This is a genomic window from Leucobacter sp. cx-328, assembly GCF_014530035.1.
Lineage (GTDB): Bacteria > Actinomycetota > Actinomycetes > Actinomycetales > Microbacteriaceae > Leucobacter.
In genome coordinates this window covers 64,593-79,675 of sequence record NZ_JACVMX010000001.1, presented here as the reverse complement: position 1 = coordinate 79,675, position 15,083 = coordinate 64,593, and the positions used below count along the sequence as shown (strand labels likewise).

The 15,083-nt window shown below is 57.1% G+C and carries 10 protein-coding genes; all 10 read right to left on the bottom strand.

The window, feature by feature from the left end; translation table 11 throughout:
- Nucleotides 1-26 precede the first annotated feature (26 nt).
- The gene (locus ICL81_RS00315; protein WP_188022959.1) at nucleotides 27-1,019 is read right to left on the bottom strand and encodes an ABC transporter permease; all 993 of its coding nucleotides are present in this window, start codon (nucleotides 1,017-1,019) and stop codon (nucleotides 27-29) included.
- Nucleotides 1,016-1,888, bottom strand: a complete 873-nt coding sequence (locus ICL81_RS00310; protein ID WP_188022960.1) for an ATP-binding cassette domain-containing protein — start codon at nucleotides 1,886-1,888, stop codon at nucleotides 1,016-1,018. The genes ICL81_RS00315 and ICL81_RS00310 overlap by 4 nt, the downstream gene beginning before the upstream one ends.
- A gap of 205 nt (nucleotides 1,889-2,093) precedes the next feature.
- Complete coding sequence (locus ICL81_RS00305) at nucleotides 2,094-3,485, bottom strand: APC family permease (RefSeq protein ID WP_370566820.1); 1,392 nt, start codon at nucleotides 3,483-3,485, stop codon at nucleotides 2,094-2,096.
- Between the two features lie 224 nt (nucleotides 3,486-3,709).
- Nucleotides 3,710-4,672, bottom strand: coding sequence for a D-2-hydroxyacid dehydrogenase (locus tag ICL81_RS00300; RefSeq protein WP_188033026.1), 963 nt, complete (start codon nucleotides 4,670-4,672; stop codon nucleotides 3,710-3,712).
- Between the two features lie 59 nt (nucleotides 4,673-4,731).
- On the bottom strand, nucleotides 4,732-6,135 hold the full coding sequence (locus tag ICL81_RS00295) for an aldehyde dehydrogenase family protein (RefSeq protein WP_188033025.1): 1,404 nt from the start codon (nucleotides 6,133-6,135) through the stop codon (nucleotides 4,732-4,734).
- Nucleotides 6,136-6,220: 85 nt separating this feature from the next.
- Nucleotides 6,221-8,167, bottom strand: a complete 1,947-nt coding sequence (gene iolD / locus ICL81_RS00290; protein ID WP_188033024.1) for a 3D-(3,5/4)-trihydroxycyclohexane-1,2-dione acylhydrolase (decyclizing) — start codon at nucleotides 8,165-8,167, stop codon at nucleotides 6,221-6,223.
- A 115-nt stretch (nucleotides 8,168-8,282) separates the two neighbouring features.
- Nucleotides 8,283-9,737 carry a PucR family transcriptional regulator gene (locus ICL81_RS00285; RefSeq protein WP_188033023.1) on the bottom strand — a complete coding sequence of 485 codons (1,455 nt, stop codon included), beginning with the start codon at nucleotides 9,735-9,737 and terminating at the stop codon, nucleotides 8,283-8,285.
- Nucleotides 9,738-9,862: 125 nt separating this feature from the next.
- Nucleotides 9,863-11,005 (bottom strand): Gfo/Idh/MocA family protein, encoded by a 1,143-nt coding sequence (locus tag ICL81_RS00280; RefSeq protein ID WP_188022965.1) that lies wholly within the window; start codon nucleotides 11,003-11,005, stop codon nucleotides 9,863-9,865.
- A 181-nt stretch (nucleotides 11,006-11,186) separates the two neighbouring features.
- The gene (locus ICL81_RS00275) at nucleotides 11,187-12,950 is read right to left on the bottom strand and encodes a hydantoinase B/oxoprolinase family protein (RefSeq protein ID WP_188033022.1); all 1,764 of its coding nucleotides are present in this window, start codon (nucleotides 12,948-12,950) and stop codon (nucleotides 11,187-11,189) included.
- Nucleotide 12,951: 1 nt separating this feature from the next.
- On the bottom strand, nucleotides 12,952-15,033 hold the full coding sequence (locus tag ICL81_RS00270; RefSeq protein WP_188022967.1) for a hydantoinase/oxoprolinase family protein: 2,082 nt from the start codon (nucleotides 15,031-15,033) through the stop codon (nucleotides 12,952-12,954).
- Nucleotides 15,034-15,083 lie beyond the last annotated feature (50 nt).

Here is a 15,083-nt window from a genome sequence, read left to right as displayed (position 1 = left end):
AAAATTAGGTATTACAAGTGGGCGTTCTAGTCAGATTTCCAACGGGTCAGCAGAACCGCGAGAACGAGGATCACGCCCTGCACGCCCTGTTGGTAATAACTCGAAACACCAAGCAAGTTCATGCCGTTCATCACGACGCCGAGAAGTAGGACACCGATCACGGTTCCGCGAATCGTGCCGACGCCGCCAAAGAGGCTGGTACCTCCGATCACGACCGCTGCGATCACTTGCAATTCGTAGGTAAGTCCGGCCGTTGGGGCAGCTCCGTTGAGACGCGCAGTCAGCACCAAGCCGCCGAGCGCTGCGAGTCCGCCACCAATCAGATAAACCGTGAACAAAACACGGCTGACCGAAATGCCAACCTTTCTCGACGACTCTTCGTTTCCGCCGACCGCGTATACGTGAGATCCAAACTTCGTTCGGCTGAGAACGAAGTCGCAAATAAACGCGGCGACAATGAAAATGATCACAGGTACTGGGATCGGGCCGATGAAACCGGCGCCAAGCCATTCTGCAGGGCCACTCAATCCAGAAACCACCTGACCGTCCGTGAGGACGAGAGCAGCAGTGCGAGCGATCGCCATGGTTGCCAGTGTTGCTAGGAACGGCAGAACTTTTCCCCACACAACGAGTGCCGCACTGAGAAAACCAACCAGGAGACCTACGCTGAGGCCGACGATCAGTGGGATCCACAGTGCTGACCCGCTCGCTGGGGCGAGAATCGCAAACACCATTCCCGCGAGGCCTACGACCGAACCAACCGAGAGGTCGATGCCGGAAGTGATCATAATAAACGTCATACCGAGCGCGACAATGCCAATGATTGACGATTGCCGGACGACGTTCACGATGTTATCGAGCGTTAGGAAGTTCGGAGCCGCGAACGCTAGAAAGATCAGCAGTGCCGCGAAGATGAGGAGAATTCCATAATCTCCAATGAAGTGTTTGAAGCGCGTTGCTGGCGTTGGACCGTCCTGCTTCATCTCACGCAGCATGACTGCGACAGTGTTGGTATTCATGCGTCGCTCCCGTTCGTCGGAATCTGTTCAGAGTGTGTGACTGCCGAGGTGCTGCCTATCCGGCGACGTTCGGCGGGAATATCCGTTTCGGCTGACTCATACGCGTCGAGATTTCCCTGGGAAATCAGGTGCGCGATCTCAGATTCAGATACCTCATCCATCCGGTACCGCCCCACCACCTCGCCTTGCCGCATCACGGCGCAGCGGTCAGCGACTGCGAACGCTTCATCGAGGCGGTGCGTGATGATGATTACCGCGATCCCAAGATCTTTGAGTTTCTGTGTAACCTCGATCAACTTGTCGACCTTGGCGACGGACAAGTTCGCCGTTGGCTCATCCATGATGATGAGCTTCGCGTCAAAGGCAAGCGCACGACCGATGGCCACCGCCTGCCGTTGGCCGCCGGAGAGCCGCTTTACCTTCAACCGCGGATTAATCGGAATATCGAGGCGCTCAAGTACGCGATTTGTTTCGCGTTCCATTTTCTTCCTGTCAACAACACGAACCAAAGGCCCAAGGACGTTCCTCTGTGGTTCACGCCCCAGGAAGATGTTGGTGCGCACATCGAGATTGTCGGCCAGGGCGAAGTCCTGATAAACCATTTCGATGCCGGCTGATCGTGACGCTGCAGGACTCGAGAAAGCGACTTGTTCTCCGTCCATGCGAATTGTGCCTTGGTCGGGCTGGTACACACCAGTAAGCACTTTCATGAGCGTCGATTTTCCAGCCGCGTTGTCCCCAAGTAGAGCGAATGTCTCTCCCGGGAGTACATCGATACTCACGCCGCGAAGCGCAGTTACTGCACCGAAGGTTTTCTGGATGTTGTTCAGGGCGACCAATGGAGTGGTCACCGAGGGCGCGTCAGTCATATCATCCTCGTCGTTGATGGATCTCTGGCCCGCTGCAAGACGCCGTTACTGGCGAGCTTCCTGCGGTTACATAACTATCGAGCAAGTGCCGCGAAGGAGTTTGTGCCGCTTTGAGACACTGCAGACGAATAAGCCGCTGCCCACACGCAGCAGTGCCCCAGGCAGGAATGTTGATCCCTGTCTGGGGCACTGCTGCGCTGAGGCCTTATACGCTCTGGCGGCCCAATCGCGCATACACGTCAGGCTTCTGCCTACGCAGATACAGGGCGTAAGCGATGCCGCCGATGAAGAGTGCAAAGGTGAATGACATAAAGATTCCTGTCATCAACGTTGAACCTTCGATCAACGCCGAAAAGTTCCTGATCGCCAAGAACGTCACGATACCGAAGAAGACCGCGCTGATCGCCGGAGCAAGAAGCACCTTCCAAGCCGCTGTCCCCTTCCGTGCTGATGGACGCAAGAAGAACGCGAAAATAGCGATGCTGGTAATAAACAGCAGGAGCAGCACAGAGAACGTACCGCTACCGCTGGCTACAGGATAGATTTTCTCGGGTGCGATGCCGAGAACTGAGAACAACACGGTGGCAACCGCCCAAAGCGCACCAACAGAAAGAGCTGAGATGTGTGGGGAGCCGTGCGCCGGGTGCACACGCGCTAGGCGTCGCGGCAACACGTGATCAACGGCTAGCGAGAAGCTGTAACGTGCGGCAATGTTCTGAATTGAGAGCATTGAGGCAAGAATCGAGGTCATCAAGAGCACCACTGCGATATCAGCGAATAGGTTCCCTGCGAATGCACGTAACGCGTCGTCGAACAGGTTGACTGTATTGGCTTCGGCGGCGGCCTGCACATTTGAACCGCCTAGGAAGGCAATGTAGGCGATGGCCGCAACAGCGTAAAAGAGCCCAATTCCAACGACGGCAAGATATGTCGCGCGAGGGATGGTTCGTTCTGGGTTCTTCACCTCTTCTCGGTAGATCACAGTGGCTTCGAAGCCGAAGAAATTTCCAACGGCAAAGAGCAACGCCAAACCAATACTCGCGTCCGTCAAACTCGGCAATGCAAGCCCTAGGCCCCCGGGCTCTTTCGCCCCGGAATTCACAAATGCGAGCACGTCAAACACCACGACCACGATGACTTCCAAGACCATGACTGTCGTAAGCACTTTGGCAGACAGATCGATTCGGTTGTATGCAAGATACGTGGTTACAGCAATGATTCCAAGCGCATACCAGTACCACGGGATATCAGGTCCGTTCAAGGCGTTAACAACCCAGTCTTGGAGCGTAATCGCGAACAGCGATGGGGCAAAGAACCCAATAAACACGTAACCAACGAGCGCCAGCAAGGCGCCACCCAGACCTGCAGGCTTCCCGATTCCAGCAGTCACAAACGCGTAAAAGCCGCCAGGGTTCTTCACGTTCCGGCTCATCCGAACGAACCCCACGGAGAACACCACCAACATCAGTGTGAGTAACATATAAATTGCAGGGGCGGTCTGCCCACTGAAAATAAGTAGAACCGGTAGAGTTCCAGCAACTGTGGTCAATGGTGATGAGAATGCGAGCACACTCATTACGAGCTCGCCCACTCCCATATTGCCTTTGAGCGAGATTTTGCTCGTCACTGGGGTTGTATTTCCGGCACTCGTCGCTTCCGCTGAGAAGTCTTGTATTACGCGCGTCATTGAATCCTCATCATTGAACAATCTTGCTTGCAGAGCAACCCTAGACACCGCAGGGCATCCCTAAATGTCCCAGCCTGAAACACGTGTGAGCCAGATTCCCCATTCATCTGGCTCACATCATTTCATGTATCGAATTAACCAGCGATGATCCCCATACGTTTCAAATCAACAACGTCGTCCAATGGCTGGCCGGCGTTCCACTTCAGCAGATTCTTGGCGAAACATTCAGCGACGCGACCCCGCCAGCCGGCGAGGTCACCTGAAGCGTGCGGAGAGACAAGAATCGTTGGTCGCAACCAGAACGGATGATCGCGCGGGAGAGGTTCCTGTTCGAACACGTCAAGGGCAGCTCCAGCGAGGTGGCCAGAGTCAATAGCGTCAAGGAGATCCGCCTCCACAACGACCGCCCCTCGTCCGACATTCACTAGTCGTGCTCCCGGTCGCATGCGCGCAAAACGCTCGCGGTTGAAAAGCCCACGCGTTTCTTCTGTGAGAGGCATCGTAAGCACAACATCGTCAGCGCCTCCGAGTAAACAGTCAAGATCCGAGAACGCGTGAATCTCACCGATTCGGTCGTCGATCCTTGCAGTTCGTCCGACCACTGTGACTTCCATTCCTGCTCCACGCAGAAGCAGCACAGTCTCCTGTCCTACTGGGCCAGGGCCGACTACTAGTACCTTTCGTCCGAGAATTGGCTCAGTCTCCTTGTGTAGCCATTTCCGTTGGAGTTGCAGTTCTACGGTGCGTCGCAGATCCTTTGCAAACATGACGATGACCCCGAGTATCCACTCAGCGATCGGCCGCTCACAGACGCCGCGTGAATTACTCACCAAAATCTCGCTGTCAACAATTTCGGGGGTGAGTAACGCATCGACTCCGATGCTTGAGGTATGAATCCACTTCAAGTCGCCTGGCCCGACTTCTCGGAGCAACTGGGTACGGAAATCATTCAAGAAGAGAATCTCGGTTCCTGGCAGCGCCTCCCGAAACTCCGCCGCAGTTCTCACCACCGTCACTTCGGTCTCATTCGCGAATGACTCCAATGGCGGTGCTGGTCGATCCTCTGGCACGATGAGGATCGCGCGTGATTTGGACATGGTGCTCCTCTTGTGTGTTCTTCGTTGATGCTCATTTGAGCTTCCTGCCTGCTATGAACTCAGCCAGAATTTGAATTGATCTGCGCCGTAGCACGGGGCAGATCGGCTCTTTCTGCGAACCTGAAAACTTTCCTGTTGGCAAATTCCAAGAGCCCAGCTCGTCCCATTTCCCGACCAAACCCAGATTTCTTTACGCCGCCGAACGGCACATCAGCTGCGCTCAGGCCTGCCGCGCCGATGAACACCATTCCGACATCAAGCTGTGATCCAACCAGCTCTGCTCGCTCAAGATCATCGCAAATGATGACTGAGCCGAGGCCCAATGGCGATGAATTTGCAAGTTCAATTGCTTCTTCATCAGTGCTCACACGGTAGAGCTGCGCAACAGGCCCAAAAAGCTCCTGACGGTACACATCCATGGCCGGGGTGACACCAGCGAGAATCGTTGGGGTAAAGACGTTACACACTGGGTCCCCATCGCCGACGAGGATCTCGGCGCCCTGTGCAACCGCGCCATTTACCATTTCCGCGAGCTCACGAGTCACCGCGCTCGACGAAAGCGGGCCGAAGTCACCGTTCGCGAGATTTTGCTCACCGAGTGCGCTTACAAATTTCGCAGAGAACTCGTCGAAGTACTTGTCAAGCACGACGATGCGTTTGGACCCGGTGCAGCTCTGGCCGCTGTTGTCCATCCGTCCGCGCACCGCGTGCTCCACAGCGTGATCGAGGTCCTCGGTGTCGAGCACCAAAAACGCATCAGCACCGCCGAGCTCAAGCACGCACTTCTTGAGATGCTTACCAGCTTGTGCGGCCACGGCAGCACCTGCCCGCTCCGATCCAGTGAGCGAGACACCCTGAACCCGATCGTCCGCAATAATCTCTGCGATCTGGTCATGGGTCGCGAAAAGGTTCACGTAGGCGCCCTCCGGGAAACCAGAATCACGGAAGATTCGTTCGAGCGCCAGAGCGGATTCGGGGCATTGGGAGGCGTGGCGCAGTAGTACGGTATTACCGAGAATCAAGTTGGGAACAGCAAAACGCACGACCTGATACACCGGAAAATTCCACGGCATCACCCCGAGTAGCACTCCAATGCCCTGGTAACGTACGAAGGTTCGCAGCCCATCTTCGGCTTCCACCGCGTCATCGGCAAGCCATTCTGCCGATTTGCGGGCGTAGGCCGAAGTAATCGCTCCAGAGAATCTGGTCTCACCGATCCCCTGCGCAATGGGCTTTCCCATTTCACAGTTAATGGTCTCTGCGAACTCTTCCGCTCGTTCCTCGAACAACTCTGCCAATCGCGCTGCGGCGGTCGTTCGCTGTTCTAGCGTCGTGTTGCGTGCCCAGCCACGATATGCATGATCAGCAGCTGCGATTCCGGCGTCGACTTGAGCATCGGTAGCGGCAGGGTATGCAGCTACCTCTTCACCGGTTGCTGGGTTAATAACAACGAATGAACCCATAATCTCTCTTTCCTCGTTAAAACACATGCAGGACGGGCGGAATCACGATTAGATTCAGCCCGCCCTGCGTTTACTTACCGCGCTCCTAGTTCTCGCTTGGAGCAACCGTCGCGCTGTAATAGCGTTGACGTTCGCGTCCGGCGAGATGCTTCGCGACGCCCTCACGAGTAACTTCACGCTGGGAGGTCATTGGCACACCAACATCCCAGAACGCGCCATTTCCTGACAAATAGCGGAACTGTTCGACGTTTGCCACGATGACGGCCGGGCCGGAGACCGAGTTCGCCTCTTCGAGAGCTGCTGTGAATTCTTCGACCGTGTTGGTTGACCACGCTGCAGCACCCATGCTCGCAGCGTTCGCCGCGATGTCGACGTCTACGATCGGTCCGTCAAGCCGTCCGGAAACTGGGTTACGTTCGCGCAACTGAGTACCGAATTCCTGCCCGCCGCCCTTGGCAGCCTGGAGCGGCCAGATGCACTGGTGCCCACGGTTATCAATCACGATCACGATGATCTTCTGCTTTTCCTGCACCGCAGTGATGAGCTCGGTCGGCTGCATGTAATAGGTGCCGTCACCGATCAGCACATACACCTCGCCATCACTATCAGGCTGGGCAAGCTTGTAGCCGAGTCCAGCTGGGATCTCATGGCCCATGCAGGAGTTCGCATATTCGAAGTGAATCTCAGCGCCGTTGGAAGGATCCCAAGCCTTGTGGATACCCTCGACAACACCGCCCGAGCCAAGCACAAGCGCATCCTGTGCGGTGATGCGCTCGTTGAGCACATTGATCACCTGAGCTTGGCTCATTTTCTCGTTGGCAAAATCCTGAAGGTCGTACTCGCGTGCCTTGCGAGTCTTCTCCTGAGCCGCCGCAATCTCCTCCGGGTATGAATCAACCGGAGCGAAGTTAATCTCAACAAGCTTCTCGTGTATTGCCAGCAATGAGCGTTTCGCGTCACCAACTACTGGATATGAGCCCATCTTATGCGCGTCAAACGAACCGACGTTCAGGTTCACGATCTTCACGTCAGGGTGACTGAAAATCGAGTGCGATGCGGTAATGAAGTCTTGCAGACGAGTGCCGACCGTAATCACGCAATCGGCGTCCCCTGCAATCTGGTTGCCGCCAACGGTACCGGTCACGCCAAGAGCGCCGAGACCGAGCGCACCAATCGGGCCTGCGCCCTTGCCTGCATAGGTCTCAACGACCGGGATGCCAAAGCGATCGCTAAAATCAGCCAACGCCTTCTGCGCTTTTGAATAGCGCACTCCACCACCGGCCACAATGATTGGCCGCTTCGATGCAGCAATAATCTCAGCCGCACCGATGAGTTCTTCCTCTACTGCGGAACGGCGACGAATGTGCCAGACTCGTGGAGTAAAGAATGCCTCCGGGAAGTCGAACTCCATTCCTTGCACGTCCTGAGGAAGACAGACAACGACTGCGCCTGTCTCGACGGGATCTGTCAGCACACGCATTGCTTCAGGAAGCGTGGAAAGCAGCTGGCCAGGGTGGGTAATACGGTCGAAGTATCTACTCACCGGCCGGAAGCAGTCGTTTGCCGATACATCGCGTTCGATCGGATGCTCAATCTGCTGCAGCACTGGGTCGCCAAACCGATTGTTAATGGTGTCGGCCGGGAAGAGCAACACAGGCAACCGGTTCGTCGTGGCTGTTGCAGCACCGGTCACCATATTCGTTGAGCCGGGGCCGGCTGAAGCGGTACACGCGAGTGTTGCGGCACGGTTTGATGCTTTCGCAAAGCCAATGGCTGCGTGCACCATGCTCTGCTCGTTCTTGCCCGGATAATGTGGGAAGTCAACGCCATATTCGTCAATGCCCTGCGCGAGCCCGACAGAGTTCCCGTGGCCGAAGATTCCGTACATGCCGGGAATCAAACGACGGCGTTCACCGTCGAAATCGCTGTACTGCACCTGTAGATATTCGATAATCGCTTGGGCGACGGTACGACGCCGAACAGGCGCCTTGGGGTCACCAATACCTGCGACGGCTGCGGCCGTGCTGTTCATGGGTTCTCCTAAAGTTCGAAGCGGGGTCGTCGACCGGTGACGACGCGTACCGGTTTAGGCTCCCACTTCGTATGAACTCGAAAGTGTCCCACTTTGATACCAGCGGTTTGGGGCGCTATTCCTCGTTGCGAGCGAACAGATCTTGAACTTCTACTGCGAGCCAGAGCTCGAATGATTCACGCATAGTCTTTAAACTCTTGCCTGTTAGTTGTTCAATTCGGCTCAACCGGTATCGCAGTGTATGTTCATGCACAAAAAGCACACCGGCAGCCGCTCGCATGCGACCGTTCTGTTTGAAATACACAGCGAGTGTGTCGACAAGATCGGACCCGTGACTAGTGTCGTGTTCGAACAACGGCCGTAGGGTATCTTCGGCAATCCGATCTATCGTCTTGGCATCTGGATTCAGCCAACGCGCAAGCCCAAGCTGTTGCTCGGTAAAAATAATCTCAGGAGCCTGATGCTCATCGGCAAGGCTCAACGACCAGCGTGCCTGCCGCAGCATTCTCGGAATCTCAGCGACGTTCATACTCGTTGGGCTCGCACCGATGGAGACGTCTAAAGCGCTACTGAGCTCGGCGAGCTGCGCGTCATCACATTGCAGCATGCAGATGAGTTGTTCCTGCCAGAGAATCGCATGGCGAATCCGTCGATCCGCGAGCCAATCCCGCGCGCGCGTTTCGGGAACTGCATGCGCAATCCGACCGAACGCAATCAGCCGGAACGGCACTTCCCTGACAAGTCCAGATTCGTAAAGCTCCCGCTCGATCTCCTCCTGCGGCGTTTCCTGTTCCAACGCTCTGGCCAAAGCTGAAGCCCCGATGCGGTGTTCAGACTCACGCCTGCGCTGATCCTCAACGGCGTCCAGAGCAGCGAGCGTACTCACGTGCTGAAGCGCTGCAAGCCCCTCAGGTAACAGGTCGTTGTCTTCAATGCCCACAAGATAGGCAGTGACCCGATCCCCGACAACGAGCGGGACTAGATAACCACCTGGCACAACCCTCAGGTCTGTCGAGTCGAGTCGATCTCCCCAATCGATCTCAGGTACCCATGGCCATTCATCAAGCAATGCCTGGCCGGAAGGAGAAACAAGCGCAAGCCGGTACCCGGAGATTTGTTCGAGCTGGCGGTAGATGTCTGGGACATCACTGTTGATCGTGTTCCGCAACCGGAGCGTATCGAATATATGGAGGTGCTTGGCGAGCCGATCTCGAGTCGAGCGTTCGCTCGCATTGGCGACGAAATACGAGAGTTCGATGAATGGAACCTGGCGTGGAATCCTCATCACTGGGAAACCAAGTTCGTCCGCAACCGCGAGCATTTCCGAAGTAAGCTCCGGGGCGCGAACACTCACTGCAACACCAGCAAGCCGATGTCGGGCGAGGCGACGAACATACTCAGTCTGGCCAGGAGCATCTTCCGGAATCCCAAAGCCATTGACTATCAGCAGCTCACCACCTTCAAGCCACGGACCGGGATCTTCGAGTTCTGACGTATGCGTCCATTGAACCCGCCGTTCAAGTCCGGCAGCCCCCGCAGCGAGTTCAAGGCCAAGGTGCGGCCTAGACACTAGTTCGCCAACAGTCAGTTGACCACGGGCTGACCTGTTCTGAACTCTACGTTGTAGCATCGGTCTTCTCCCATTGTTGAGAGAACAGTACGCCCCGGCCGAGGCCGGGGCGTACTGTTCTAATATCAGTCGAATCGATAAGGTTCGTGCGGCCCAACCGAGGGAAGCGGACGCGGGCGTTCGCAGGTGCTAGCAATGTCGACGTGGTGACCGCCCTGAGATGATTGCTCAAACGCGAGCAGCACTTCGAGCACGTGAAAAGCGAAAGCTCCGCCCGTTCGCGGTTCAACGCCTGCGCGAATCGCATGCCCGAACTCGGCAAGTCCGATCCCACGATACGCATCATCACGATGTGTCAACGCGGTCTCGCGCCAGTCGCCGCCTCCTGGAGGAGTCATGTCGAGCGACAAATCACGTGCTTCACCGCGACGCAGAACGGGTGCTCCGTCGAAGTGATCCGGGTTCGGCGCCGAGATTGAGCCTCCCGTGCCATAGATTTCGAAGTGGGGCAAATTGTGGTTCCATACGTCCCAGCTCAGTATCACTGTGGCAACAGCTCCCGACTCGAAGTCAATCGATCCCGAAATATGTGTCGGGGTTTGAATCACGATCTCGCCTTCGTATCCACCGGTGCCGTTAGGACGAGGCCGGGTCTCTGAAGATTTCGCCGCGGAAGCCGAAACACGTTGCACTGGCCCGAAAATATTTACAAGGTTCGTAATGAGGTACGGCCCGATATCGAGCATCGGTCCAGCGCCTGGACTGTAGAACGGGTCAACGTTCGGGTGCCAGTGCTCGTAGCCGCGATTCACAAAGGATCCGAATGCCGCAATTGGTTCGCCGATCCAACCATCGTCGATCAACTTGCGACTGGTCTGGGCACCAGAACCCAAGAAGGTGGTCGGCGCAGAACCGACATATACACCGGCGGCCTTAGCTGCGTCGAGGATCTGCTGTGCTTCCTCAAGAGAGGTAGCGAACGGCTTCTCAGACAGCACATGCTTTCCCGCAGCGATCGCCTGCAAACTCACCGGGGCGTGAAGCCTAGGCGGGGTGAGATTGAGCACAAGCTCAATCTCAGGATCAGCTAGTAGTTCGTCTGGGCTCAAGGCCTTACTCACACCGTACTCCTGCGCACGCGCGATGACCGCTGCCTCGTTCACATCCGCCAGGGCAACGATGTGAACATCAGGGTGTACCCCGATTTTGTCGAGGTACTGGTTCAGAACGTTTCCGACGCCAATGATTCCGACTCGAATGGGTTCCATGTTTTTCTCCGTCAATAACATTTCTCGATGAGCCGCACACTTCGTTACGACTCGTGGGAAGGACAGCAAAGTGTTCACTGTCCTGAGAAACGAACGGGCGAACCTTAGCGGTCCGCCCGTTCAGTGGTACTACAGTCTCAGAACTATCCGGGCTGTGCATGTCCCATTCTGGGACACTCCGTCAACGCGCAGCCAAAAGCTCGCGTCGTCGCTTAAACGTTGCATCAGTGTCGATCACGCCATCGGAGATGACAACGCCGTAGACCTCGAGGGCGGTTTCAAGCGTCACACGCAAATCCTCGACATCGATCAGCACAGCCGTTGCTGCGCGTTCCAGCGGATCACCATAGCCGCCACCACCGGGGGTAATCGAGACTACCTTTTCTCCGCGGCGCAAGTCATAGCGACCAACAATTGGGATCTCCTTTCGCTCGCCCGATGCAGGGTCAATAGCCCACGCTTCTGGCTCAGAACCGCCGTGTCCGCCACGAACTCCCTTTGGCGGGTTCAACTTTCCTTCAATGCCGTATGTCAGGGTGACTTCATCATCGCGTGCTTCCAACACAACTCGCGTCGCGAGACCACCGCGCTGGCGACCTGCGCCGCCAGTATCTGCAACAAGCGTGCGCTCGTGCACCAAGATCGGGTAGCGCTGCTCGTCGACCTCGACGCTGTCGTGGTAAAGGAGCGCACCGCATACTGGACGCTGGTAAGTCGGCCAGCCATCAACGAATGGGGTTGCAGGGCCACCAACGCCGCCAACAAGGATCTGATTCACGTAAGCGTTGCCATTGCGCTCATCAACGCCCGAAATCACAGACTTCGCCGGGGCTTGCCCGGCAGCACCCTCTGCAGCACCATATCCGTCATCGATCTGCGCGAAGGCTGCCTGCACTAGATTCACCACGCGATCTGCGAGGTTAGTTGTTCCTGAGGAGCATGAGAACGGGTGCTGGGGTACGCCAACGGCGCAACCGTCGCGCAACTGTACCTCGATTCGTCGGAACGTGCCAGCGTTACTCGGAAGGTTTTCAGGCATACCAGAGAGGATGCCTGCGAGCGCGGCCCCGGTTGCCGTTGCCCGCGTTAGGTTAAGGCCATTGGGCAAGTTGTCGGGGTTTTCACGCAGGTCGATAGAGATTCGTCCTTCTCCCGGTTTCACCGCAATCGTTGCTTGCAGTGGTACCCCTTCAGGACCGGTGCCCGGGAACGGGTCGTGCGCAGATGCTCCGTGAAGTTCCGTACTTGGCAGCGTTTCAATCGCAGCCTGGGTCAGCCGCTCCGAGTAATCGAACCACGCGTCAACAAACTCGACCAGGTCGTCTGCTCCAAACTTTTCAGCGAGTTCTTGGATACGTCGCTCGGCAATACGTGATGCACCAACCGAGGCGAGGTAGTCGCCGAACCACTGGTCAGGAACGCGGATCCGCGCCCGGCACATACGTACGATGTCGTCGATGTCGTTGTAATCACGCTGCACTCGCACACATGGGAAGATGAGCGCACCTTCTTCGTACACGTCGCGAGCGGTCGCGAAGAAAGTGGTCGGGAGCGAGTTGCCACAGTCCGCCTGGTGCGCCTTTGTCACCGCGGTGAAGAGGTGGCGTCCCTCGATAAAAATCGGGACCAGAATGCAGTGGTCGGCGGCGTGTGAATTACCTCGGTAGGGATCGTTATGGAGAAACGCGTCACCTTCACGGATGTCGTCGTGGAGTTCCACCATGTCTTCACCCAACGGGCCGGCACCGAACACATGCACTGGCACCCCTTCGGCCGCTGCCAGCAGCTGGTTGTCGGCGGTGAGCACCGCACACGAAAAGTCACGCGCGGTGTTTATCACTGATGATCGTGCGGAACGAAGCAGTCCACTCGTCATTTCACGGACGATGCCGTCAAAAGCATTGGCGAGCACAGAGAGCTTCACCGGGTCGAATTCGCGTGTCATGTCACGCCTCCTTGCGTGTGAGGTAAATGTTGGATCGGTCGTCGAGCTGGGCGTCCCACTCCGGTGGAACCACGATGGTGGTCGTTGGCTGGTCGATGACCGCAGGGCCTGAAATCCGCTCACCTGGGCTCAATGTCACGCCGCGGTAGCGAGCGGTTGAGTAGGACTTACCGCCGAACACGATGTCGTCAGTGCGATGAACCTCGGGCGTGGAAACACTGGAGCTAGTGTGTGCGGCCAGTTCCGGGCGCGGAATCTCGACGCGTACGCCCCAGGTAATGATCTCAACACGGCTGTCTGGATCATGGGTTCCGTTGCGGCGATCGTGCTCGACGTGGAATGCCTGTTCGACGATCTCTGCCGCGAGTTCCGCGGCAGGCGCTTCATCAAGAATTACCCGGAGGTCCCAAGCCTGACCGGGGTACCGCGCATCGACGAAGTAAGAGATCGCTGCGTCGGTACCTCTGAAACGATCAGCGAAGCCTGCAGCTTTGCCGGAAAGATCGCGCAGTGCCTCGGCCGCAGATTTCACATCGAATGCACGGGTGTCATTGTGTAATGGCGAGAGGAATTCGGTCGCAATCGGCGCACGATGCGCGCCGTAAGCTGCGAGCACACCAGCGGTTGCCGGAATCAACACTGTGTCTGCTTCGAGCAGAGCACCAATGGCTGCTGCCACCATCGCGCCAGCGCCTCCGCCAGCGACAATCAAAGCACCGCGTGGGTCGACGCCCTGTTCAAGTGATGACTGACGGATCGCAGTCGCCATGTGGTTCGCCGACACATCGAGGATTGCCTGAGCAGACTGAAGAGCGTCCCGGCCGAGAGCTCCCGAAATCCGGCTCTCAATCGCTCGCGTTGCTGCTTCCCGGTCAAGAACAAACCCGCCTTCGAATCCCTGTGCGTCGAGGTATCCAAGGGCAACGCAGGCATCGGTCACAGTTGGTTCTTCACCGCCCCGGCCATATGCCGCTGGTCCAGGAATACTGCGAGCGCTCTGCGGGCCAACGCGCAGCAGCCCGCCGTTATCGATCCACGCAATGCTGCCGCCACCTGCACCGATGCTTGTTACTGCAACAGAAGACAGGCCTGTGAGGTGGCCAACGAACGGTTCTCCGAGCCATGCCTCGCGCGTGTGTCGCACGAGGCCGTTCTCAACCAGGGAGACGTCGAACGTCGTGCCTCCCATGTCGCAGACGACAACGGTGTCGCGATCCGGAGCGGCAGCGGCGCCGACCAACGGCGCCATCGAGGGACCGGAGTTGAGCAGCAGCACGGGGCGGTTGAGCACGTCTGCTACATCAAGCACGGCGCCTTCAGAAGTCACGACCAGTAGGTCGCCCGAGAAGCCACATTCGAGCAAGTCAGCTCGAAGATTGCCAAGGTGAGCCGCCATCAACGGCTTCAACGACGCATCAATCGCGGCTGCTGATGTACGTCGGTATTCACGAATGGTTGGATTTGCCTCGTTCGAAAGCGTATACGGAATGCCTGGCAGCTCTTCTTCGATCAACTCGCCGACGCGACGCTCGTGCGCATCGTTGATGATCGACCAGAGGAAGCCAACCGCGATCGCTTCGGTTCCGTCTGCGGCAAGCGTGCGCAGTACCTCGCGGGTACGCTCCTCATCGAGGGGCACGATCACTTCACCCTCGGCAGATAGCCGTTCGGTGATTTCGAAAGTCTGGTTTCGTGGAATGTATGCCGGCGGGTATGCAGCTTTGGAGTCGAATGCTTCACGACGACCCCCCTCGCGGAGTAGCAGGGTGTCTGCAAATCCAGCTGTCGTGAGCAGTGCGGTTTTCGCCACTTTGCCTGTGAGCACGGCATTAGTGGCGTGGGTTGTGCCATAGACGATGACATCCGCGTTGCGGAGCACAGTGTCACTATCCCAGCCGACAGACTCGGCTGCGCGACGGACTGAGGCTTCGAATCCGGTAAAGACACGATCGTAGGTGGTGAGCGCCTTGCCGACAGCAATGCCCCCGAGGCTGGAGCCAACAACGACGTCAGTGAAGGTACCACCGGTGTCGACGGCGATGCGATATCGGGCTTCGTCGGTGCCCGTGAGAATTTGACTCATTATGTGTGCGCTTTCGTGGGTAGGTTACGTAATGGAAGCTTGCCGAGATT

Coding starts and splice junctions, on each gene's coding strand:
- ICL81_RS00275 (WP_188033022.1), bottom strand. CDS start 12,950: ATGACACGCGAATTCGACCCGGTGAAGCTCTCTGTGCTCGCCAATGCT.
- ICL81_RS00310 (WP_188022960.1), bottom strand. CDS start 1,888: ATGACTGACGCGCCCTCGGTGACCACTCCATTGGTCGCCCTGAACAAC.
- ICL81_RS00270 (WP_188022967.1), bottom strand. CDS start 15,033: ATGAGTCAAATTCTCACGGGCACCGACGAAGCCCGATATCGCATCGCC.
- ICL81_RS00280 (WP_188022965.1), bottom strand. CDS start 11,005: ATGGAACCCATTCGAGTCGGAATCATTGGCGTCGGAAACGTTCTGAAC.
- ICL81_RS00295 (WP_188033025.1), bottom strand. CDS start 6,135: ATGGGTTCATTCGTTGTTATTAACCCAGCAACCGGTGAAGAGGTAGCT.
- ICL81_RS00300 (WP_188033026.1), bottom strand. CDS start 4,672: ATGTCCAAATCACGCGCGATCCTCATCGTGCCAGAGGATCGACCAGCA.
- ICL81_RS00305 (WP_370566820.1), bottom strand. CDS start 3,485: ATGGGAGTGGGCGAGCTCGTAATGAGTGTGCTCGCATTCTCATCACCA.
- ICL81_RS00315 (WP_188022959.1), bottom strand. CDS start 1,019: ATGAATACCAACACTGTCGCAGTCATGCTGCGTGAGATGAAGCAGGAC.
- iolD (WP_188033024.1), bottom strand. CDS start 8,167: ATGAACAGCACGGCCGCAGCCGTCGCAGGTATTGGTGACCCCAAGGCG.